The following is a 23,022-nucleotide window of genomic DNA, read 5'->3' as shown; positions in this document are numbered from 1 at the left end:
CAATCAGTAATCGTTGACCAGTTGTACAAAAGCCTTCACGCCGTTGAGTAAAGCTGTTTCCTCAACATAAAAGTGCGGTGAATGGTTGGTTGGTGCTTCAAGTGGGTTTTGGTCTTGAGGGGTTACACCCATAAAGAAAAACATGCCTGGCACCTCATTCGCGAAATAAGAAAAATCTTCAGCACCCGTAATCAGGCCCGGGTCAATTACATTTTGCGCGCCAAAAACGCGGTGCAAAGAAGGCAGCATTTTTTCCCCCAATTCTGGGTCGTTGACGGTCACCGGATAGCCTTCATTGATTTTAAATTCTATGTCGGCATCATTGGCCTGACCGACATGATTAACAATTTTGCCCAGTTGTTGGTGGATGTCATCTCTGATACCCATATCAAAGTTTCTGATGGTACCAACCATGGTCACATCATCAGGAATGATGTTGTTTCTGATACCACCTTTGATGGCGCCGAAAGAAACCACTGCAGGCGCTTTGGTGACATCAGTGCGGCGTGAAACGATGGTTTGGACTGAGTTTATGATTTGTGCTGAAGTCACAATCGGATCGATACCGCTCCATGGTCTTGAACCATGTGCTTGTCGACCAATCACCTTCAATTCAAAATCATCCACTGCAGCCATTGATGGGCCCTTTCTGAAGCCAACAATGCCGCTGTTCATGTTAGATGTAACATGCAAGCCAAAAACGGCCTCAGGTTTTCTGTCATTGAATAAACCCTCTGCCAGCATCAACTCAGCTCCACCTTCCTCATCACCTGGAGCACCTTCCTCGGCTGGTTGGAAAATAAACATCAAAGAACCAGCCAAGTCGGCTTTGTTTTTGGTGAATATTTCGGCTGCTGCCATCAGAATTGCCACATGGGTGTCATGTCCACAGGCATGCATCACGCCAGTGGTCTCACCGCGGTATTCGGTGGTCACTTTAGAGGCAAAAGACAAATCAACCTGCTCTGTAACCGGCAGTGCGTCCATATCAGCTCGCAGTGCCAGTAAAGGCCCTGGTTTGCCACCTTCGAGGAAGGCAACCAAGCCGGTATGCGCCACACCCGTTTTTACTTCTAGACCCAATGCTTTCAAGTGTTTTTCGATGTAGGCCGCTGTTTTGAATTCACGGTTACTTAATTCAGGGTTTTGATGTAAATGACGACGCCACTCGAGCATTTTACTTTCAATATCAATGATGTCCTGCTGTATGTCAGCCATCACACCCATTGGGCTGATAGCCAATAAAATAAATAATAATTTTTTCATGTATGTTCTCTCTTTTTGTTGGGGTTAAGGTGCCAATTGATGCCAAAAATAACTGTACCTGAGGGCTTGTAAGTAAGCTGCCTGGTTGTTGTTGGAGGCGCCGCCATGGCCACCCTCTATGTTTTCATAGTAAAAATAATCATGACCCATTGATTCCATCAGTGCAGCCATTTTTCTGGCATGGCCAGGGTGCACCCGATCATCTCTGGTTGAGGTGGTAAAAAACACTTTTGGATAGTCTTCATTGGCTTTTAAGTTGTGGTATGGCGAATATGTTTTGATGTAGGCCCACTCCTCAGGTATATCAGGATTACCGTATTCAGCCATCCAACTGGCACCGGCTAATAATTTATTATAACGTTTCATATCCAATAAAGGCACAGCACAAACCACCGCATTGAATAAATCAGGACGCATGGTGTAAACAGCGCCAACTAACAGGCCACCGTTGGAGCCACCCACTATACCCAAATGCTCTGGTGAAGTGATGTTTCTGGCAATCAAATCCTCTGCCACGCCGATGAAATCGTTGAATGCCACATGGCGATTTTCTTTTAAAGCAGCTTGGTGCCAAGCCGGGCCATATTCGCCGCCGCCACGGATATTGGCGACCACATAAACACCGCCATCTTCTAACCAGTTGGTACCTACTGTGCTGGAGTAATTGGGTCGCATCGACACTTCAAAGCCACCATAGCCATAAAGAATCGTTGGGTTTTTGCCATTGTATTCCAGGTCTTCCTTGCGGATTAGGTAGTACGGTACTTTCACGCCATCCTCAGCTACCATAAAGTGTTGTTCAACTGTTAAGCCTGTTTTATCGAACATGGCAGGTAACGATTTAATTGCTTTGGATTCTTGCTTCGCTGCATTGTAGTAATACAAAGTAGAGGGTGTCAGGTAGTTACTGTAATTAATAAATACATCGTCATTCTTATCACTGGTTCCTGAAATTGACATGGCCCCAAACTGAGGCAAATCCATGGTTTGGGTTTGCCATGTTCCTTGCTCGTAGCTCATTTGATAAATGACGCTGCTGACATCTTTTAGGGTGTTGACCAGTACATAGTTTTTACTGGTGGATACGGAGCTGATAGAAGTATTGTCATCCGGTTGCATGATGGCAACAAAATCACGACTGCCTGCCAACAAATCACTGAAGTCTATGGCGATTAAATCACCTTGTTTGAATGCTGTATCAGCGGGTTGCCAGTCTGACTTCAGTTCAAATATGGCTTGACCATCAATTAATCCTGAAACCCCAATGTCATTTGGCACATCAAGGGCTTTGCTTTGGTTGTTTTCATCCAAAACATGCCACGTTCGGGTGTAAAAACTGTCAGCTTGGATGACAAAACGGTAACCTTCATCGCCATCATACAACACTGTTGGCCAGATGCCTACGTCACTTTGCTCACCTGTAAAAATAGTCGGGGAGCTGCTTAACGGGGTGCCGCGCTGCCATAATTTGGTGATTTTGGGGTAGCCAGAGTCAGTCATGCTGTCTGGGCCAAAGTCGCTGCCAACCATCAAGGTATTTAAATCAACCCAAGTCACAGAGCTCTTGGCCTCTGGCAGATAGAAACCACCTTCAACAAAGGATTTGCTTTCCAGGTCAAACTCTCTGACCACGGTGGCATCTGCACCGCCTCGAGATAAGTTCACCAAACAACGATCGTACACTGGATAGCGACATGACATGCCTTTATAAACCCAATTCTCATCATCTGCTGTGGCCAAAGCGTCAACGTCTAAGACTGTTTCCCACTCGGGCTCATCTTTTTGGTACTCAGCCAGTGTGGTTCTGCGGTACAAACCCCTGACATGGGTGGCATCACGCCAAAAATTATACAAATAGCCATTCATCTGACTGACATAAGGGATGCGTTCGTTTGAGTTGTAAATGGCTGTATTGGTTTCGTACAAAGTGTCAAATTTTGGGTGGTTTTCAAGCACTTCTAATGATGTTTCATTGCGGGCTTTGACCCATTCGATGGCTTTTTCACCATCGACTTCTTCCAGCCACAGAAAAGGATCATCTGCATGGGTTGCTACATTGTTTTGTCGGGCATCATTCTGGGTATTTTGAACTTGTTGTGAACAGGCTGCCAGCAAGGCCACCAAAACAAGAAGGTTTATCTTTTTAATCATTACAATCCTCTAAAAAGCGGGACATTATCCTGGTCGGGTGGCCCTAAGTTAATAACAAACAATCATTATACGTTTTAAAGTGGTTGATTTCATCACTATTACTGGCTTGAATTACGCCAATTTAACTACCATATAAAGGTTTTTAATTTCAGAGAAAAATTCTTATGGCCATAAAAGCAGTGATTAAAACCAACAAAGGCGACATCAACATCAACTTAACTGATGACAAAACACCCATTACAGTAGCTAACTTCGTCAATTTAGCACAACAGGGTTTTTACAATGATTTGTCATTCCACCGAGTCATCCCTGATTTCATGGTCCAAGGCGGCTGTCCCATTGGTACGGGTACTGGTGGTCCAGGGTATAAATTTGAGGATGAGTTTGATGCATCACTGAAGCATGACAAGCCAGGTATATTATCTATGGCCAATGCTGGTCCAGGCACCAATGGCAGCCAGTTCTTCGTGACTCATGTGGCTACCCCTTGGTTGGATGGCAAGCACTCAGTATTTGGCGAAGTGGTTTCAGCAGAAGACCAAGCCGTTGTCAATGCCATTGTAGGTGGCGATGAAATCAAAACCATTGAAGTCAGTGGTGATGTTGAGGCATTATTAACAGCCCAGGCAGATCGTGTCAAAGCATGGAATGAGCACATCTAAGCACCACCCATTAAATGGATTAATTTGACTTTTTTCAGGCCGTTGGCACTTACAGTGACTTAGCGGTATAATAGGGTCATTCTACAGAAGCCAGCATACATGCTGGCTTTTTAGTCAAAACGACACAGACATTTTATATGCTGCTTGGTCGTATCGTTGTTGAGGCTGTAGTGGCTTCATCGACCCACGGAACCTCCGTATAAGAATTGAATCGATTCACCCATTAATGATGATGCACAATCGTCATGATTAAGTGACTCTGATTGAAACGAAGAAATATACTAATAATAATAAAAAAGGAAAGTAAATGAACAACATAAATAATTTAAAAGTAATACCCAAAACAACCATTGCTGCCACTGGCGGCATGACATTACTGTCTCAAGAGGAAGTCAATAAAATGATGGAGGTCGGTAAAGGCGGCGTCCATGAATTGTTCAGGAAATGCTGTTTGGCGGTATTGAATTGTGATGCCAAAGAGGATGATGCCATGGCGGTATTGGAACGTTATCCTGATTTTGAAGTGACCTTGATTCCACGTGAACGTGGCATTCATCTGCGTTTTGAAAATGCGCCAGCACAAGCTTTTGTAGATGGCAAAATGATATCAGGTATCCGTGACTCCATTTTTTCGGTTTTGCGAGATATTGTGTTTCAAAGCACTGAGAAAGGCGAAGGTAATTACGATTTAACTCAATCATTTGATATCACCAATTTTGTGTTTGAAATTTTGCGCCGTGGTGAAGTGCACCAGTTTGGTGCAGAACCCAATTTAGTGGTGTGTTGGGGCGGTCATTCAATCAATCGCGTAGAGTATCAATACACCAAAGATATTGGCTACCACTTAGGATTACGTGGTGCGCATATCTGTACCGGATGTGGTACCGGCGCCATGAAGGGGCCCATGAAAGGCGCCACTGTCGGCCATTCCAAACAACGAATTAAAGACGGTCGATATATTGGTTTAACAGAACCTGGAATCATTGCTGCTGAAGCGCCTAACCCGATTGTCAATCACTTGGTGATCATGCCGGACATTGAGAAGCGATTAGAGGCATTTGTGCGTTTGGGGCACGGCATCATTGTCTTTCCAGGTGGTGTCGGTACGGCTGAGGAAATCCTTTATTTGATTGGTATTTTAGCCAACGAAAAGAACAAAGACGTACCCTTCCCATTCATCATGACTGGCCCCAAAGAGTCGGCAGATTATTTTCATAAAATTGATGAGTTCATTCGTTTTGCTTTGGGAGATGAGGTGGCTGACTTGTATGAGATTATTATTGATGATCCAGAGGAAGTCGCAATCAAGATGATGGCAGGTTTAGATGCAGTGAAGCTGTATCGAACCAAGAATAAAATTTCCTACTACTTCAATTGGGGTTTGCACATTGACAGCTCATTCCAGTTTCCCTTCTTGCCAACACATGAAAATATGGCTGGCTTGGCTTTGCACCCAGATCGTCCGATTGAGGAATTGGCGGCATCGTTGCGCCGTGCTTTTTCAGGCATTGTGGCCGGCAATGTCAAGGAATTTGGGGTACAACAGATCAAAGAGAAAGGTGTTTACCAAATCAATGGTGACCATGCCCTGATGGAAAAGCTGGATGACTTACTGCAGTCATTCATTGCGCAAAAACGCATGAAGCTACCAGGCAGTGTCTACACCCCGGTATTTGAAGTGGTCAAGTAACCTCACCCTAAACAACCAAAAAAAACCCGAGCGTGTCTCGGGTTTTTTCATGCCCAAGAAAGAAACTTCAGTACTTTTTGTCGGTGTAGTTAATGTCACCAATTTGGATGCTCCAGCCATCGCTGTTTGTTTTTGATCTGTCTGGGTCAAGGTCAACAGTTGAGACGGACTCCATGTCTGCTATTTGGTCACTGGCTGGCACATCGGGCAGCATACCTGAGGCGCTGTCTATGCTGATTTGGTCAAAAATAATCGCCTGAGAAAGGCTGGATGCGCTTACAGCAGCGATTTCTAGCAGTTGCCATTGAGCAGTCGCTTGCGTTATGTCGTTGAAAATCATGCCTTGCTCGATGTTGAGTTTGCCTTGCATCATCAGTTCACTGCCATCGAATGAGAGCTGTTGTTGGGTGTTTAAAATGCCTTGAGTGAACTGCCAATCACTGAGTGGCTGCATCCAGGGCTGCATGGTTTTGAGATTCAATGTGCTGAGTTCAAGGTCAGTTTTGATATTCAATGGAACGAGGTTTGATTGGCTGTTAAGTCTGAGACGAGCCTCATCGGCGGTGAGTTTGAAATCGGCTTGCCAATTGAATGGAGCACTGTTGTTGAAGCCGATGGCTTCAAACTGCAACATTTTGCTATTCAATGGCTGTGACTGTATCTGCCATGTAATGGGCCAGTTACTGGCTTTGATTTGTCCTACATTCACCGTCCATGTTTGTTCTCGTGGAGTTGTTTCGGTGGCGCTTTGGTTATCAAAGGCATCATTCAAAGGCAGTGAAACTTGCCAATCAGCCGCCGTTGAAGTGATAGATTCAATTTCGATTTGATTGTTTTCGGTGTCGATAGAGACAGTCTCGAGGTTGGCTTGAAAGCCATTTATGGTTATGCCGGGTTGCCAAGCAGCAGCAATGTCTTTAAATGTGATTGAGTCCAGCCTTATGTTGGGTTTTGATTCGAACTGCCAATCGATAAAACCTTGAGCAACAATCAGGCCTGACTGGATGTCTAATAACGCTTCGTCTGGTAGTATGTCATTGATACTTTGTGCCAACACATCGTTGAGGGTGAATTGACTCATTATGTGTTGATTGAGGAAGTTGAAGCTGCCATTAAAAATCATCTCCTCACCTTTTTCAGTGCTGATGCTGAGCTTAAATGTGCTGTCTTTGTCAGTCATTACAAACTGCTCTGATTCAATTTGTATGTCCTGCAAAGTCACCGCATAATTTTGTTTGATGTGATCTGCTTGTACATTGATTCGACCATTTTTAATGACGATGTTACTGATTGCAAAATCGACCAGCTCAGATGTTGCTGCTGGTTCAATCGCTTCTGGCAGGGCAGGGCTGGTTACTTTGCCGGTACTATCAGTAGCTACATCAATCACAATACCATTCAGCTGCAGCGCTGAGAAACGCCATTGACCTGTGATCAGTTGAGTGGGATCAAAATCAATGCTTGCAGAGTCACTTTGGTACCAGACATGGCTATTCAAATCAGTCAGCTTCATGTCTACCAATTCGGTATTGAAAGTGAAAGGATTAAAGCGTACTTGCGCCACATCAATTTGCATTGAATAGGTGGCATTGAGTTGCTTTTTCAGTTGTTGGGTGATGAGTTTTGGCAATAAAAAATAGCCCAACAGTGCATAGAGCAAAAGCAGCATCACCAACAGCATCAGCCATTTCTTCTTACGCTGATAAAAACTGGATTTCATGACATGCGTTGTTTGTTTCAAATGTGGCAGCCTTAGTTTTGGTACTGCGCCAAGACATTTTTTAATTCTTGGGTAATTAATTGTTGTAGTTGAGGTGGCTCGGTTATTTGTGCTGCGGTACCCAAACGCATCACATCAGCAATCAGCTCTCTGGGGTCGTTGTAGGGTATCTTTAACAGCATATGCTCATCATCTATTCGGCTCATTTGTTGTTTTGAGTGCCAGTGTTCAAAAACCGTCCAAGGCGCTTGTGTGGTGTTAATTTTAATCACTGCGGTTGACTTCATTTGTCCGGAAAAAATGCCGTAACTGTCGGCGTAATGTGAGCGCAATTGTTCCGGGCTGAGCTTTTTAGACTGTTCAATGTCTGGGCTGATTGCCTGAATCTGTTCCAAGGCAAATAACCTGATGTCCTCACGCAGGTGGCACCAAGCATCCAGGTACCAGGCGTTGCGGTAGCTGGTCAGTCGTTGTGGTGAAACCAAGCGTTCAGTGATCTCGTTTTTGCCTCTGGTTTTGTATGAGATTTTAAGCTTCTTATCGGCCTGTAATGCTGACATGATGGCTTGAAACACAGCGGCTTTGGGTTGTCTTGATAATGCTGGAATGATTTGGATCAGGCGCCGATTGGCGATGCCTTTCTGTGACAATACTTTATCAATGTTCTCAATAATCCGCTGCATCGGTTTTTGTAAAGAGTCTGACTGCAAATCCTCCAGTAAATGTGCTGCCATCAGTAAGCCTTGCGTTTCCTCGGCACTTAAACGGATGCCGGGTAAATCAAAGGCCGCGTCTCGAGGATAAAAAACACCTTGTTCATTGGTTTCAATCGGCGCATTGAATTCATCTCGCATGGTGGCAATGATGCGATAGACTGTGGCTTGAGAGCATTCCAAGCGTTCTTTCAAGGCATCTACAGAAATCGGTGACCTGCGCTGTTTCAAGATGCTGTCGAGTAAATAAATGCGTTCAATCTTTTTCATAGCGATGATTCAATGTTTAAGTTCTGGCAGGTCTTTGTAAAGTTTCAATGATTCAGGGTTGGCCAGGGCATCCGTATTAGCAATGCGCTTGCCGTGAATCACATCACGAACAGCGACTTCAACTATTTTACCGCTGATGGTCTTGGGGATTTCTGACACTGACAAAACTTTTGCCGGTACATGTCTGGGCGTGGTATTTTGGCGAATGGTGGTTTTGATTTTTTGTACCAAGGCATCATCCAGTTCATGACCTTGCTGTAACACCACAAACAAAATCACCCGGGTATCATCGTCCCATTCTTGGCCAACCACAATTGATTCGGTGATTTCTGGCAAAGCCTCAACCTGACGGTATATTTCAGCCGTTCCGATGCGAACACCGCCCGGGTTGAGTGTGGTATCTGAGCGACCATAAATAATCATGCCGCCTTCAGCAGTGATTTCGGCGCGGTCTGAATGGCACCAGATGTTGTCGTATTTATCAAAATAGGCTGCTTTGTATTTTTCATGCTCAGGATCTTGCCAAAAATAGATGGGCATGGAAGGAAATGCCGCATCACAAGCCAGTTCTCCTGGGGTGCCAATAACAGCTTGTTTTGAATCATCAAGGACCTTGACTGACATACCCAGACCCAAACATTGGAGTTGACCGCTATAGACTGGCAAGTTGGCATTGCCTAATGCAAAACACGAACAAATATCTGTTCCGCCAGAAATAGAGGACAAACAAACATCTTGCTTCACATCGCGGTAAATGTATTCAAAGCTCTCGGGCTGCAACGGTGAACCTGTTGAGAAGATTGTCTCCAAATCATCAAGCTGATGTGTATTGCTCGGTTTAATGCCGGCTTTTTCAACTGCTGAAATCCACTTGGCTGAAGTGCCAAAGTGGGTGATTTTGTGTTTTTCTACCAGGTCAAATAAGCGGTTGCCATCAGGGTAAAAAGGTGAGCCGTCAAACAGCACCAAACTGGCGCCCGTGCCCAAGGTCGAGGCCATCCAATTCCACATCATCCAGCCACAAGTGGTGAAATAGAACAGCCTTTTGTGTTCTGCTACATTGCCATGTAGCATCAATTCCTTGAGGTGTTGAAGCAGAATGCCGCCGCTGCGGTGTACGATACATTTTGGTTTGCCAGTGGTGCCAGACGAGTACAATATATACAGAGGATGATCAAATGGCACAGGTTCAAAAATTAAATTCCTGTCAGGATCAGTGTCCACCAGCCACTCGCTTAAAGACACACAAGAAGGTGGCAAACTTTGCTCTGATTCGATGAATTCAATCACCACGGTATGTTCAATGCTGCTGATTTGTGCGTTGATTTGCTCCACTTTAGCCAGACAGTCATGTGTTTTGCCGTTGTACTCATAAGCATTGGCGGTGAATAAAATTTTGGGTTCTATCTGTCCAAAACGATCGACCACGCCATTGATGCCAAAATCAGGTGAAGTGGATGACCAGACGGCACCGATTGAGGTGGTTGCTAACATACAAATGATGGTTTCTGGCAAGTTAGGCATGAAACCAGCGACCCGATCGCCAACACCAACACCACAGTTTTTGAGTTGTTGTTGGACTTGTGCCACTTGGCGGCGTATTTGATTGAAGCTGTAGGACTGCACTTCACCTGATTCGGACTCAAAGATGATGGCCTCATCATCACCCACATGACGCAATAAATTTTCCGCGAAATTCAAAGTCATGCCTTTGAACCACTCTGCATCAATCATATGCCCGTCATCAAGTAAGTCTGTGGTGGCTTCTTGGTGGTAAATGACGCCGCAGAAATCAATCACCGCACGCCAAAAAGCAGCTCGATTGGTCACTGAAAAATTATGTAATTCAGCATAATTATTGAATGTTAAACCGTGCTGATTTTCTAGCATTTGGGTAAATTGAGTCAGCTGAGTGCCGGCTAACTGTTCAGTGGTAGGTTGCCAAATAATTGGGTCTGACATGGTAGGCGATTGCATGATTAAAGTTCAGATTTTAACAAGAATGTGGCACGAGTTTTAATATTAATATTTATCAATTAATGCAGACATACAACAGCATGCTTATTTCAAGCTGAGATAGGCTGTATAATCCAATCTTTTGTATGAAAAGGATAAATAATATGGGCAAACCCAAAGGACTCCTCATGTTGGCATTGGTGATCGTTGTTTTCATCAGCGGTTGTGACAATGAAAACCAAAACACAGCGGTGTTGCGTGACTCGCCATCTTATGAATTAGAAACATTGAAAACCGCCTGGTTAAGTCAGCATTTACCACCTGAAACAGTGGCTTATTTCAATCTGCCTACACCTTGGAATTATTTGTTTGATGCCAAAGCGGATGCCTTGCATAAGGTTCAAGAATTGCCCGCTCACCAACAACAAGTTGAGCAAATCAAACAAGGGTTCAAAAGCAGTTATTTTGAATATTTACCAAGTCAGTACCATTCTTTAGGTTCTCTGTTGGTGGAAAATACAGCCACTTCTATTGAGTTGGCGGTAATTAATTATTCGCCATCGGCATTGTTACCCACTGTTGCCGTAGGCACTCGCTTAAAAAACATCAAAGCAGATCAATTAATTGCGGAGATTAAAGCCTTGATGACAGCGATTGATCCGAGTTTTTTGTTAGAACAAATTGATAATAAAAACATCTGGTCATTTAAGACAGGGCAATTTCCAGCCTTGATACAGTTTGATGAGACGACCGGTCAATTACTGGTTTATGGGGGTATGGGTGCCAAACAAGAAAAACTGGCTGCTTTGTGGAATGGAGCCGATGCTAATCAATCCTCAGCGATTTTAAAACTGAACCAACAGGCTGATCCCAGCGGTTTAAACATGAAGATGTGGTTGGCACCGGCTCGGATGTATCAATTGGGTGGGGCATTTGTGCCGCCTGAGCAAAAACAATTGATTACTGAATTGGGCTTGGATCAGTTAACTCACATATGGGCAGGGTTTGAATCAAATCTTGGCCAATCGGCCTTCGCAGTGCATGCCATGATGCCAGAGACGGGTTGGCGAAAAATGCTGCCGACACCGCAAGATTGGTTTGATGTGAACATTGCTGGCCAACCACGTTCCGTTTTTCAATTAACCCTTCCCACATCTGAGCAAGTGAAGCACATCATTGAAACTTTAAAACTTGAAGAAAAGCTCACCGATTCAGACCGCAAACAAATGGCTGTTTGGAAAAAAATGGGTGAAGACTTGGGTTTTGATTTTTATGACCTTTTAGATGCTTATTATCAACAGGTTTTCATGGTCAAAGATGATTCGGGATCTTGGATTGCCATGAAGACCAAAAATAAAGCATTAAGAGATCGCATCGATGAAAGTTTTTATGACTATTTCAAAATAGATGCGTCCAGTCAAAATCTTGAGGGTGTTGAAATCATGCAGGCACACTTTTCAATTTACCGAAAGCTGTTTGAACAACAAACTGAATTACCGGCTGATGCCAAAGAAATTCAAAAATTTCTCAATGTGTTTAAGGATCATGTGTACTGGTTCGAGGAAAATGATGTGACTTACATGAGCCGGGTGCCGCAAGTTTTGGCCATGAAAAAAAATCACAACAAGCCAATCAAACTATCGCAATGGCTAGAAAGCAATCAGGGAGGGGATTGGGACGGTGCGATGTTTGCTTATGGTAAAGACGTCAAAGATTTGCCGCAAGATATGTACCATTATTATTTACAAATCATTCAAGCCATGGGTGACTTGGCTCAGGTTGAAGTTGACCTATTTGCCTTACCCACTGCTGATCAATTGAATTTACCTGAGCATGGTCGTTTGAATTTATCGTTATCAGCTGACGCAGAGAAAGTGAGTTTTAAGTTTGGGTATGAGTATTCATTGTTGGAACCTCTTGTATCTGCAGAAGGTGGAATAACGACGTTAGCAGTCATTGGTGTGTTGGCGGCGACAGCCATTCCAGCTTATAAGGATTACACCATCAGAGCCAAAGTCATTGAGCAATTGTCATTGGCATCTGGGCTTAAAGTCATATTGTCCGAAAGGATGATGGTTGTTGATGAGTTTGATGCTGAAACATTTGCTGGTGTTGAGGATGAGTTTTACCAACCTGAATTAGATTATTACATTGACCAAGAAACTGGCATGATAGTAATTAACATGGGTGCGGTAGATGACAGTTTCAGTGAGGATGATGAATTGTATTTAGAGCCTTTGTTCGAGACAGGCTATATTAATTGGATTTGTTACGCCACATTTAAAGATGCCTATTTGCCTAGTAGCTGTAAGTATTGATTAAAGGTAGATAAATCATTAAAAAAGGCCGCGATTGCGGCCTTTTTTGTTGCTGGCTATGGTGAGCGCATTACAAGGCTTCGATCACACCTGCAGCGCCCATGCCGGTACCAATACACATGGTGACCATGCCGTATTTGCCACCAGTTCGGCGCAAACCATGAATGGCTGTGGCCGCACGACAAGCACCAGTAGCGCCTAAGGGATGGCCCAAAGCTATGGCACCGCCATTGGGGTTGACCTTTTCAGTATCCAAGCCCAATTCGCCAATCACCGCCAATGACTGTGCTGCAAAAGCTTCATTCAGCTCAATCCAGTCCAGATCATCTTGCTTGATACCCGTCAGGCTCAATACTTTTGGTATTGCCTTGATTGGACCAATACCCATGATTTCTGGTGGCACACCTGCCACAGAAAAACCGTGGAACATGGCGATTGGGGTGAGGTTATCACGTTTGAGGACTTCCTCATTACACAACAGCAGCGCACCAGCGCCATCTGACATCTGTGATGAGTTGGCAGCGGTCACTGAACCGCCCATACGGAATACAGGACGTAATTTGGCTAAGGTCTCAGGTGTTGAACCTGGTCTTGGGCCTTCATCCGTATCAACCACACGAGTGGTCACGGTGTTTCCTGCATTGGCCAAATCTGGTTGTTTGCTGGTCACTTCAATGGGCACGATTTCGTCATCAAAATAACCATTTTTAATGGCATTGATTGCCCGCTTGTGACTTTCAACTGCGAACTCATCTTGAGCCTGTCGTGAGACTTCCCACTGTTCAGCGACTTTTTCTGCTGTGATGCCCATGCCATAAGCAATGGCCACGTCATCTGAGTCTTCAGCAAACACAGCTGGGTTCATGGCAATTTTGTGTCCCATCATGGGTACCATGCTCATGCTTTCGGTGCCGCCAGCAATGGCAGCATCCATTTGGCCGGTGGCAATTTGTTGTGCCGCAATCGCCACCGCTTGGATGCCCGATGAACAAAAGCGGTTGATGGTCATGGCAGGCACGCTTTCAGGCAAGCCGGCCAGTAGTGCCGCGATACGCGCCACGTTCATGCCTTGTTCTGCTTCTGGCATGGCACAGCCGATGACCACATCACCAATGGATTGTGGGTCAAAAGTTGGGTTTCTACCGATGATTTCAGTCAGACACCTTGCCAATAAGTCATCTGGGCGGGTTTTGTTAAACATGCCACGGGGTGCTTTTCCGATAGGCGTTCTAACAGCTTCTACAATATATACTGGTTTCATTCTAATTCTCCTATCAGTTACGTAATGGCTTGCCGGTTTTTAGGGTGTGTTCAATTCGGGCCAATGTTTTCGGCATTTGAATCAATTCCATGAAGTATTTACGCTCTAGATCGAGTAAGTACTGTTCAGTGACCAATGAACCTGCATCAACATAACCACCTGCGATCACGATTGCAATTCGTTTGGCTATTTCATAATCATGGGCTGATATCATGTGCCCTTCAAGCATGTTAGCCAAAATCATTTCCATGTTGGCGATGGCTGGTTCACCAGCGACTTTGATGGCTTGTTCATTGGCTGGTGGCACATAACCTCTGTCATGTAAATAATTCACTTTGGCTTTGGCCACATACAAAATTTCTTTGGCATTCATTACCACTTCTGTATTGGCTTTCAAAAAGCCAATCTCTTTGGCTTCAGCGGCACTGCCGGCGACCGCTGCCATGGCCACTTTCTTGAAATAGTGCTCTAACATGGGGTATAGGTCATTTCCGAATGTTTCAGCAGCTGTACGGCGAGCAATTTCTTTCAAACCACCACCAGCTGGCAATAACCCAACACCTGCCTCAACCAAACCAATGTAAGTTTCAAAAGCTGCAACCACAGCAGTGGCGCTCATTGAAAATTCACAACCACCTCCCAAGGCCATGCCGCGAGTGGCGATAACTGTTGGAACTGCACTGAAGCGCAGGGCTTGTGATGTTTGCTGGAAAAAGTCTACGGATTGTTCAACTTGGTCAACTTGTCCATCTGCGATTGCCATCGCAGCGGGGGCCAAATTTGCTCCCAGAGAAAAAGGTTCTTCGGTCTGCCAAACAATTAAGCCCTTGTAGTCTGTCTCGGCAATTTTAACGGCTTTCCTCAAGCCCTTAAGTACACCTTCAGCAATGATGTGTTTTTTGGTTTTGAAACTGGCAATGGCAATCTCGTCGCCTTGGTGCCAAATTCTGATGTCGTCATCCTCAAAAATGGTTTCACCGTAGTCGGCTTGTTCAGAAATTAACAGCTCTGGGAACAATTGGCGTTCATATACAGCAGCCGATGAGCGTGGTTTAAAAGTCGCTTCTGCAGCTGAATAAGAACCTTCGGCAGCGTGCGCGCCTTCGACTTTCATAACCCAAGCAGGCAGTGGCGATGAAGCCATTGTTTTACCGGCATCAATGTCATCAACAATCAGTGATACGATGTGGTTCCAACCGGATGCTTGCCATGTTTCGAATGGTCCTTGACCGTAACCAAAGCCCCAGCGAATGGCAAAATCAATGTCACGGGCGGTATCAGCAATGTGTTCCAATTGGGTGGCACAATAATGGAACAAGTCACGGAAAATTGACCAAAGAAATTGTGCTTGTGGTGAATCTTTCAGTGCATGCAAGTCCTTAAGGCGATCTTGTGGCTTGCCTTTCTTCATGATGTCCAAAACTGCTGGATCGATGGCTGCATCCTGTGCTCGGTATTCCCCTTTTTCAGTGTCAAGAACTAATATGTCACGGCCTTTTTTCATGTAGACGCCGGCACCTGATTTTTGTCCTAAAGCGCCTTTTTCAATCAGTGTGCTCATCCAATCAGGTTGGTCAAAGTAGGCATGCCAGGGGTCATCTGGCAGACCATTTTTCATGGTGTTGATGGTGTGTGCCAAGGTATCGAGTCCAACCACGTCGGCGGTTCTGAAAGTGGCTGACTTTGGTCGGCCAATCAACACACCAGTCAAAGCATCTATGGTTTCAAATGGGATACCAAACTGGGCGCCATGGTACATGGTTGAGACGATAGAAAACACACCGATTCGATTGGCAATGAAGTTGGGGGTGTCTTTGGCAATAATCACGCCTTTACCCACTACAGTGGTGAGCACAGCCTCCAAATCATTGACTACTTGTTCACTGGTTGACTCAATCGGGATGATTTCAACCAAGTGCATGTATCTGGGCGGGTTGAAAAAGTGCACGCCACAAAACTTAGACTGCAATGAAGCAGGTAGCACCGTGGCCAATTCATTGATGCTCAAGCCTGATGTATTGGTGGCAAAAATGGCATCTTCATTGATGTAGTCTTCGACCATGTCATAGACGGACTTTTTGATATCCATGCGTTCAGCCACAGCCTCAATGATCAGATCAGCCTGTTTCAGCTTGGCCAGATCATCCTCGTAGTTCGCTGGTTCAATCAAAGACAACACCGAGCCATTTCCAAGTGGTGCTGGTTTCAATTTTTTCAAAGTTTTTAGGGCATTGTTGACTATGCCGTTCTTGTCGCCATCTTTGGCGGCCAGATCAAATAGAATGGCCGGGGTTCCGGCATTGGCAAAATGAGCGGCAATTTGTGCGCCCATCACACCGGCGCCGAGTATGGCTACTTTCCTGATGTTTTTAGTTTTCATTTTGATTTCCGAAATGGTTGAGTAGTTCAAGATTATGGATGGCATCATAGGCAGTTCTGATTTGTTCAGATTGTTCGACGCTGATGATGCCAGCAGCGAGGGTTCTATCAATCAGAACTTGGTAATTCTTGGTAGTTAAAGCAAAGCCAGTGGCGTTGGTCACGGCATGTTCGATGTTTTGTACTTGGCTGAGCTGTTCCGATGCTTCAGCGATTTGTGACAGTACTTGGTTATTTTTGGATAACTGCTTGATCACATCTGGGTCTATCAATGACAGGTTTTCAGGGGCAGCAAAACTGGCTTGGTGAAATGGTTTTCCCAGTGGGAAAATCATGATTTTAAGTATCAAGGCAGCAAACCGATTGAAGGCACTGTTAATACATTTATTGATGTGTTGTTGACTCAAGTAAAAACTGTCGCGCATCGACTGTTTTAAAATGTACTTGGTTGAATCATCGTTGTTGTTTTGGTATTGTCTGAGCACAGCCATTTGCAAGATAAGTTGTTGGTTACATTGTGCCAAGTAGCCAGTGAATTCAGTGTTGTTTTCAGCCTTTAAAGACCATTTTATCAACGCCAAATCAGCAATGAATGCATAACTGCTGCTCATGCGTTTTATCAAGTTTTGGTGTTTTGATTTACGCCAAATAAAACGTCCCAACCAAGAAGTTCGAACTGCATGAACCCATACTTTAGCCAAGTTATTGACAATGTAACCCAAGTGCTTAAACAGGTAATGATCTAATTGGCTGCTGTCAACATGTGGCTGGTTCAATGCTTCAACTTCTTTTTTGTACCAAGGGTGTGCTGACAGTGCCACTTTTTTCATCAACGGCAGTTGGTTGATTTCATGGCTGTTGCCATCCAATTCCATACTGAGGTGTTTGACCCGAAAATATTGGTTTAAATTATTTTCACTTTTGATGTGGTGGGCATGTGAGCCCAGCACAGTTCTGAGCCATGAAAGTTGATGCATGGTGATATCAAAGACAGAATTTTTGAACAAAATGTTGGAGTAACTCATTAATGTATTGTCTTCATTGATCAAGGCCATATGCTGAATACTTTGTAACCTTTGGCGGTGACTGAACTGGCGATTCAATTGTTTTTTTACCAAGCGATAGTTCAGCAGTGCACGTGAGTTTTGTTTTTTAATGTGTGCAAAATACCATGAGATATATGTGGTGCTGTTGTGTATGGGTAATGACACCGCAGCCGGCCAGATGCTGGCTGCTGAGGCTTGTTTGAGGTACATCTGTTTGATGCCTTTGTTGACGTTGTCAAAGCCGCCCACTATTTGACTCAATGGGATGAAAATGTCATTGGCTGAACAACTGTAATAACGAAACAAGCCTTTGTATGTTTCATTGCCTTGTTTGATTTCAATGCGGTCAATATCCGCATCGAAAATACACAGGGCCGTACCTAATTTGGTTCTGTCACTGAGTTCGTTAGCAAAATCAGATAAATTAACCGCCAAGTAGAATACCGTCGAGTCAGGGGTACCCAATAAGATGATGTCTGTAAAGCTTAAGCGAATCCCATGGGTTGATTGGTCTTTGTGGCTTTCGATATCAATTCTACCTTCTATGGAAGATTTGCCATTTTCGAGTAATTCGTATAAGAATGTGGTATTAAGGAATGGTTGCTTCTTGCCAGTTACAAAGTCAGGCAAATAGTTGGTTTTCTGATCCTTGGTTCCATAACTCTGGATGATGCTGATGACTGACTCGGTATTAATGATTCCAATGAAGGCGCCCATCAGCGGATCAAGTTGTGAAATTTGGCTGATTATATGAGCCAATTCGTGTCGACTGAAATCCTGTCCGCCGTAACGCGCATTGATGGCCATGCCGGCATAGTCGCTGGCTTTGATTCGTTGTCTGAACTGCACCATGTTATGGCTGTGTGACTGCAGCAAATCATCAGCAAATGATTGGGCCCTTGCTGATATGACCTGATCAGTGGCTTGCTTGAATTTAAAATTGGGTTGACCGTTGTATATGGATTGCTCAAAATCAGTGACCAGCCAACCATCGTCTATTTGTTCAAACTGATGCCAGTTGATGCGATCTTTGCTGTTGAAAATTCTCAATAATGGCAGGGTGAACAACAGTTTTCTGATGTAAGTGATGTTACCTATGATGATGATATTAAGCAGCAGAAAAAGGGTAATGATGCCTTGGGTATTGGTTATGAGTTTTAGTTTGTAGCAAATAAAAGGAGTGATGAACCAGAATACAGACAACAGCCAGAAAGGCAGCCGATAAAAAGCGATAAAAAGCAGTTGCAGAAATAATGTGAGAAAATAAAGGGTCATTACATGGCTTAAGAAGTCAGTGATGCCACCGCAAATTGAATCAACTCTTCAACAGATTTATTAAAATATTCAGCCTCTGGCATTTGTTTAGCCATGCTCGAGGCGCCAAAATCACCCATTGCATACGTCAATGCGCCAATGATGAAATGAAAACGCCAAAAAATGGTTGCGCGCGGTAATTCCGGACACGCCAAATGAATGGCCTCAGCAAATTCTTTGATAATGGGGGTGTACCTTTTGGCCAATAATTCGTGTAAAGAATCACTTTGTTCAGCATAAGCCCTGGCCAGTACTTTCATGAATACTTTACCACCCTGGTGCTCATCGTTGATCATGTAAAGTGCGGGAGCAATAAAAGCATGTAAGATTTGTTCCAAATTACATGCCAGTTTCTCATCGCCTTGATTTAAATCGTGCAGCATTTTCATTCTGACTTCAAACAGGTTGTTCAGCCGGCGTTCCAAAACTTGGTTAATCAGTTGTTCTTTGTTGCCGAAATGGTAATTAATAGCTGCTAGATTGGTGTGTGCTTTGAGGCTGATTTTACGGATTGAGAGTTCCGCAAACCCATGCTCTGCAATCAGACGCTCAGTGCTGTTTAAGATTCTTTCTTTGGTTGAAAGGGTAGTCATAATGCCGCTGTAATTTTTCAGTTATGGCATTGTAAAGGATGTCATATCTCATAGCAATTCAAACGGTCGTTTAAATCGCATGTGACTTATTTTCAAAAGTTGTGATACAACCCGCAAAACGGCAACAAGACATTGGTCAAACTGTCATATCATAAAGATTGAATAGGCATTGCATTTGATGTGGTGGATTGGAAAGTGTCAAACCAGTTGAAATCCTTATTTAATAGGCATTTGCGGTTTAATATGTGGCTTATTGTTGATACAATGCGCAAGTTTTTTTTGAGTAAGAAGTTGGCTGCTTTGAAAATGGGCATTAAACCAACTGTCTTAAAGTTAAATTATTTTTTTAATTTGGCGCGTAAATTACAGATTCTAAAAGAAAAACTTGATAAATACGCGCAATTGGAGTAAAAAATGTCTAAACAAAGAACTTTATCAATCATCAAGCCCGATGCAGTTGCGAAAAACGTCATTGGCCAAATTTACCAAAGATTTGAAGATGCAGGCTTGAAAATTGTCGCGGCTAAAATGAAACAGTTAAGCCAGGCTGAAGCCGAGGGTTTTTATGCGGTCCACAAAGAACGTCCATTTTTCGGGGACTTGGTTGAATTCATGACTTCAGGTCCGGTGATGATTCAAGTCTTAGAAGGCGATGAAGCCATCAAGAAAAATCGTGACATCATGGGCGCCACCAATCCTGCAGAAGCTGCGGCTGGTACCATACGCGCTGATTTTGCTGAGAGCATTGATGCCAATGCGGTTCATGGCTCTGATGCTGAAGAAACTGCTGCGGTTGAGATTGCTTACTTTTTTTCATCAATTGAACTGAGTTAAAAATATTTTGAAAGATGCACCAATTAATTTATTAGATTACGACCGTCAAGGTCTGGAGGCGTTGTTCCTTGAAATGGGGGAGCAACGTTTTCGTGCATCACAAGCAATGAAATGGATTTACAGTGAGCAGCAATTGGACTTTGCTGCTTTCAGTAATTTCAGTAAAACATTGCGGGCTCAATTGGCTGATGATTACATCGCTCAAGTGCCCGACATGATCAGCGAAAAAGTTTCTAAAGACGGCACTGTTAAATGGCTGTTAAAAGTTGACGACGTCAATGCTGTGGAGACGGTCTACATTCCAGAAAAAAATCGCGGCACCTTATGTGTGTCATCGCAAGTGGGGTGTACGCTTAATTGTACTTTTTGTGCCACCGGCGCCCAAGGCTTCAATCGTCATCTGACGACCGCTGAAATCATCGCCCAAGTATGGGTGGCAGCCAAGCAACTTGGCCACACAGCACAAGATCGAAAGATAACCAACATTGTTATGATGGGCATGGGTGAGCCTTTGGCCAATTATAAAAATGTTTTGCCAGCGCTGAATATCATGCGCGATGACTTTGGTTTTGGATTTGCTAACAAAAGGGTGACAGTCAGTACCGCAGGTTTGGTGCCTTATATTAATCAACTGAATCAAGATGCCGATGTTTCATTGGCCATCTCATTGCATGCACCTTACGATGAATTGCGCAATCAACTGGTACCATTGAATAAAAAATACAACATCGCTACATTACTGGATTCTTGTAAAAACTTTGTACAGAATAAACGCAAAGCAAGAATCACCATTGAATACACTTTAATTGATGGTATGAATGATTTACCCGAGCACGCCCACGCTTTAGGTAAGCTGTTGAAACAATTGCCAACTAAAATTAACTTAATTCCATTCAACCCGTTTCCAGGAACCGCATTCAAACAATCTAAACCACAAAACATTGAACGGTTCAAAGAGATTTGTATGAAGCATGGCTTGATCACCACGGTCAGAAAAACCCGCGGCGATGACATCGACGCTGCATGCGGTCAATTGGCAGGTGATTTTATGGACAGAACACGCCGTTCTGCCACAATCAAAAAAATACCACTGGGGGTGGTTGCATGAATATCAGACTGATGGTTATCTACTTATCAATGGTATTCATTTTAGGGTGTGCCCAGACTGGTTCAGGCCCAAGGAAATACCAAGAAAATGATTCACAAGCGGAGCCGCAAAACAGCCCAGCTATGTTGAATGTGAAAATGGGGGTGGCTTACTTTGAACGTCAGGATTATGATGTGGCCATCGAGAAATTCAAAAGGGCGTTGTCACACAACCCCAGATTAGCCATTGCTCATTCCGGCATAGCAACTGTCTACAAAGCCATGAATGCACAGGTGGATGCTGAAAGGCACTATAAACTATCAGTGAAACATGCGCCAAATGATCCAGTTATTTTGAATAATTACGGTACTTACTTGTGCCAAACAGGTGAATACCTTGAGGCAGTGGAGTATTACAAAAAAACACTGGCTAATCCTTTCTACAAAACGCCAGAAACTGTTCATGAAAACGCAGGTGTGTGCCTCATGAAAGCAGGAGAAGCTGAAGCCGCTGAAAAGCATTTCAGGAATGCGTTGGAATCTAACCCTAATATGCCTATTTCCCTGTACAACATGGTTATAGTCTCAGCGGGTAAAGGTGATAGTATGAAAGCCAGGGCTTTTATACAAAGGCTTGAAGGGCTGACGGAGTTGGATGAAAAACTCTTGAAAGTGGCCTATGAAGTTGAAAAAAAAATGGGGAATGACAAGGCTGCCAATCAATACTTGGCGCAACTAAGAAATTTGAAAAAATCATAACAAACACAATGAATAATTCAACCCAAATACCTCAATTAGACAATCTGAAGGGAGCCAGAGAAGAACAAAAACTGACAGTCGATTCAGTGGCTGGAATGATGAAGGTCAGTAAGGATTTTGTGACAGCCATTGAATCAGGTCAATTTGAAAAATTAGGTGCACCTACTTTCTTACGTGGACACATCACCAATTACAGCAAGGCACTGAAGATTGATCCAGAACTGATATTGGCTCAAATTCCCAGTCAGTACCTTGAGCACCACCAACTCAAGTCTTCAAATGCCATGGGGGCAAGCCCACTGGCCAGAGTCAAACGTCAGTCGAACAGTTTTGGAAAATATGCCGTTGGTACGGCGATTTTGGCCATGCTTTACTTAAGCTTTTATTTCGTTTGGGACAAATGGTCGTTACCGCAAGATTCAAGACAAATTGAAAACATTACCATTTCACAGGATGGCAATGCTGATGAAGAGACCATCACTTATTCTTCGTTGATTCCACAAGTAACTGGCCCTAAGCAAACCACCACAAACAGCGCTGAGCAAGTTGAGCCAGTAGCATCTGAAGCTGAGGTTGTAAGTGAGCCGAATGAAGGGGTTGGAAATGAAATTGAAAGTGAAGGTGTCGATTTGGTAGAACCAGTCAGTGGTGATAACGGGCAACAAGCAGCCGTTGATCAAAGTCTTGATAGCAGTGTTTTTCAGATCAGTTTGGACTTACAGGAACAAGCTTGGGTTTCGATCAAAACCGAACAAGGTGAAAATGTCGTTCATGATTTGTTGAATCCGGGTCTGCGAGAATTCAACGCCGATGAGCCTTTGAAATTCAGATTGGGTAATGCCAAAAAATTAAGCTTATCCATCAATAACCAGACCATAGACTTGGTACCTTATACCAACAAAGATGTGGCTGATTTTGAGTGGCCCTTACCACCTAACTCTTGAACGCCATTGGGTGGAAGCAGATTCATATCATCTGTGCTGTTACTCTGGGTCTTGCTCGTA

16 protein-coding genes are annotated in these 23,022 nt (G+C 43.9%); 7 read left to right on the top strand and 9 right to left on the bottom strand.

Features of this window, described 5'->3' with window-relative positions; translation table 11 throughout:
* Positions 1-3: 3 nt before the first annotated feature.
* The gene (locus QNI24_RS11495) at positions 4-1,266 is read right to left on the bottom strand and encodes an amidohydrolase (protein WP_267176273.1); all 1,263 of its coding nucleotides are present in this window, start codon (positions 1,264-1,266) and stop codon (positions 4-6) included.
* Positions 1,267-1,290: 24 nt separating this feature from the next.
* Positions 1,291-3,417 carry a prolyl oligopeptidase family serine peptidase gene (locus QNI24_RS11490; protein ID WP_267176272.1) on the bottom strand — a complete coding sequence of 709 codons (2,127 nt, stop codon included), beginning with the start codon at positions 3,415-3,417 and terminating at the stop codon, positions 1,291-1,293.
* A gap of 164 nt (positions 3,418-3,581) precedes the next feature.
* On the opposite strand from QNI24_RS11490, the gene QNI24_RS11485 reads away from it, so the two are divergent.
* Positions 3,582-4,079 carry a peptidylprolyl isomerase gene (locus tag QNI24_RS11485; RefSeq protein ID WP_283708719.1) on the top strand — a complete coding sequence of 166 codons (498 nt, stop codon included), beginning with the start codon at positions 3,582-3,584 and terminating at the stop codon, positions 4,077-4,079.
* Positions 4,080-4,386: 307 nt separating this feature from the next.
* Positions 4,387-5,769: a nucleotide 5'-monophosphate nucleosidase PpnN gene (ppnN, locus tag QNI24_RS11480; RefSeq protein WP_267176271.1), complete on the top strand. Its 1,383-nt coding sequence runs from the start codon at positions 4,387-4,389 to the stop codon at positions 5,767-5,769.
* Between the two features lie 67 nt (positions 5,770-5,836).
* On the opposite strand, the gene QNI24_RS11475 is transcribed toward ppnN, so the two are convergent.
* The 3 genes from QNI24_RS11475 to QNI24_RS11465 are packed head-to-tail and all read right to left on the bottom strand — an operon-like array spanning position 5,837 to position 10,434.
* On the bottom strand, positions 5,837-7,489 hold the full coding sequence (locus tag QNI24_RS11475; RefSeq protein ID WP_267176270.1) for a DUF748 domain-containing protein: 1,653 nt from the start codon (positions 7,487-7,489) through the stop codon (positions 5,837-5,839).
* Between the two features lie 32 nt (positions 7,490-7,521).
* A complete protein-coding gene (locus tag QNI24_RS11470) occupies positions 7,522-8,472 on the bottom strand; it encodes a helix-turn-helix transcriptional regulator (protein WP_267176269.1) in 951 nt (316 codons plus the stop codon).
* A gap of 9 nt (positions 8,473-8,481) precedes the next feature.
* Positions 8,482-10,434 carry an acetoacetate--CoA ligase gene (locus tag QNI24_RS11465; RefSeq protein ID WP_267176268.1) on the bottom strand — a complete coding sequence of 651 codons (1,953 nt, stop codon included), beginning with the start codon at positions 10,432-10,434 and terminating at the stop codon, positions 8,482-8,484.
* A 158-nt stretch (positions 10,435-10,592) separates the two neighbouring features.
* On the opposite strand from QNI24_RS11465, the gene QNI24_RS11460 reads away from it, so the two are divergent.
* Complete coding sequence (locus QNI24_RS11460; protein WP_267176267.1) at positions 10,593-12,746, top strand: pilin; 2,154 nt, start codon at positions 10,593-10,595, stop codon at positions 12,744-12,746.
* A 70-nt stretch (positions 12,747-12,816) separates the two neighbouring features.
* Here QNI24_RS11460 and QNI24_RS11455 read toward each other — a convergent pair whose 3' ends face one another.
* From QNI24_RS11455 to QNI24_RS11440, 4 genes are read right to left on the bottom strand one after another with little or no spacing between them, the layout of a single operon-like run.
* On the bottom strand, positions 12,817-14,007 hold the full coding sequence (locus QNI24_RS11455) for an acetyl-CoA C-acyltransferase (RefSeq protein WP_267176266.1): 1,191 nt from the start codon (positions 14,005-14,007) through the stop codon (positions 12,817-12,819).
* A 13-nt stretch (positions 14,008-14,020) separates the two neighbouring features.
* Complete coding sequence (locus QNI24_RS11450; RefSeq protein WP_267176265.1) at positions 14,021-16,387, bottom strand: 3-hydroxyacyl-CoA dehydrogenase/enoyl-CoA hydratase family protein; 2,367 nt, start codon at positions 16,385-16,387, stop codon at positions 14,021-14,023.
* Positions 16,377-18,707 (bottom strand): acyl-CoA dehydrogenase domain-containing protein, encoded by a 2,331-nt coding sequence (locus tag QNI24_RS11445; protein WP_267176264.1) that lies wholly within the window; start codon positions 18,705-18,707, stop codon positions 16,377-16,379. The genes QNI24_RS11450 and QNI24_RS11445 overlap by 11 nt, the downstream gene beginning before the upstream one ends.
* Positions 18,708-18,715: 8 nt before the next feature.
* Positions 18,716-19,339 (bottom strand): TetR/AcrR family transcriptional regulator, encoded by a 624-nt coding sequence (locus tag QNI24_RS11440; protein ID WP_267176263.1) that lies wholly within the window; start codon positions 19,337-19,339, stop codon positions 18,716-18,718.
* A gap of 414 nt (positions 19,340-19,753) precedes the next feature.
* Here QNI24_RS11440 and ndk point away from each other — a divergent pair, with 414 nt between their 5' ends.
* The 4 genes from ndk to QNI24_RS11420 are packed head-to-tail and all read left to right on the top strand — an operon-like array spanning position 19,754 to position 22,962.
* Positions 19,754-20,173: a nucleoside-diphosphate kinase gene (ndk, locus tag QNI24_RS11435; RefSeq protein WP_267176262.1), complete on the top strand. Its 420-nt coding sequence runs from the start codon at positions 19,754-19,756 to the stop codon at positions 20,171-20,173.
* Between the two features lie 4 nt (positions 20,174-20,177).
* Positions 20,178-21,281 carry a dual-specificity RNA methyltransferase RlmN gene (gene rlmN / locus QNI24_RS11430; RefSeq protein WP_458368001.1) on the top strand — a complete coding sequence of 368 codons (1,104 nt, stop codon included), beginning with the start codon at positions 20,178-20,180 and terminating at the stop codon, positions 21,279-21,281.
* On the top strand, positions 21,278-22,018 hold the full coding sequence (gene pilW / locus QNI24_RS11425; protein ID WP_267176260.1) for a type IV pilus biogenesis/stability protein PilW: 741 nt from the start codon (positions 21,278-21,280) through the stop codon (positions 22,016-22,018). The genes rlmN and pilW overlap by 4 nt, the downstream gene beginning before the upstream one ends.
* 8 nt (positions 22,019-22,026) lie before the next feature.
* A complete protein-coding gene (locus tag QNI24_RS11420; RefSeq protein WP_267176259.1) occupies positions 22,027-22,962 on the top strand; it encodes a helix-turn-helix domain-containing protein in 936 nt (311 codons plus the stop codon).
* The last annotated feature ends 60 nt before the right edge of the window (positions 22,963-23,022 follow it).

Source organism: Marinicella marina (assembly GCF_030065545.1).
GTDB classification, from domain to species: domain Bacteria; phylum Pseudomonadota; class Gammaproteobacteria; order Xanthomonadales; family Marinicellaceae; genus Marinicella; species Marinicella marina.
This window is presented reverse-complemented; position numbering and strand designations above follow the sequence as displayed.

Coding starts and splice junctions, on each gene's coding strand:
- QNI24_RS11460 (WP_267176267.1), top strand. CDS start 10,593: ATGGGCAAACCCAAAGGACTCCTCATGTTGGCATTGGTGATCGTTGTT.
- QNI24_RS11495 (WP_267176273.1), bottom strand. CDS start 1,266: ATGAAAAAATTATTATTTATTTTATTGGCTATCAGCCCAATGGGTGTG.
- QNI24_RS11485 (WP_283708719.1), top strand. CDS start 3,582: ATGGCCATAAAAGCAGTGATTAAAACCAACAAAGGCGACATCAACATC.
- ndk (WP_267176262.1), top strand. CDS start 19,754: ATGTCTAAACAAAGAACTTTATCAATCATCAAGCCCGATGCAGTTGCG.
- QNI24_RS11490 (WP_267176272.1), bottom strand. CDS start 3,417: ATGATTAAAAAGATAAACCTTCTTGTTTTGGTGGCCTTGCTGGCAGCC.
- QNI24_RS11420 (WP_267176259.1), top strand. CDS start 22,027: ATGAATAATTCAACCCAAATACCTCAATTAGACAATCTGAAGGGAGCC.
- QNI24_RS11440 (WP_267176263.1), bottom strand. CDS start 19,339: ATGACTACCCTTTCAACCAAAGAAAGAATCTTAAACAGCACTGAGCGT.
- QNI24_RS11465 (WP_267176268.1), bottom strand. CDS start 10,434: ATGTCAGACCCAATTATTTGGCAACCTACCACTGAACAGTTAGCCGGC.
- QNI24_RS11475 (WP_267176270.1), bottom strand. CDS start 7,489: ATGAAATCCAGTTTTTATCAGCGTAAGAAGAAATGGCTGATGCTGTTG.
- pilW (WP_267176260.1), top strand. CDS start 21,278: ATGAATATCAGACTGATGGTTATCTACTTATCAATGGTATTCATTTTA.
- QNI24_RS11455 (WP_267176266.1), bottom strand. CDS start 14,007: ATGAAACCAGTATATATTGTAGAAGCTGTTAGAACGCCTATCGGAAAA.
- QNI24_RS11470 (WP_267176269.1), bottom strand. CDS start 8,472: ATGAAAAAGATTGAACGCATTTATTTACTCGACAGCATCTTGAAACAG.
- ppnN (WP_267176271.1), top strand. CDS start 4,387: ATGAACAACATAAATAATTTAAAAGTAATACCCAAAACAACCATTGCT.
- QNI24_RS11445 (WP_267176264.1), bottom strand. CDS start 18,707: ATGACCCTTTATTTTCTCACATTATTTCTGCAACTGCTTTTTATCGCT.
- QNI24_RS11450 (WP_267176265.1), bottom strand. CDS start 16,387: ATGAAAACTAAAAACATCAGGAAAGTAGCCATACTCGGCGCCGGTGTG.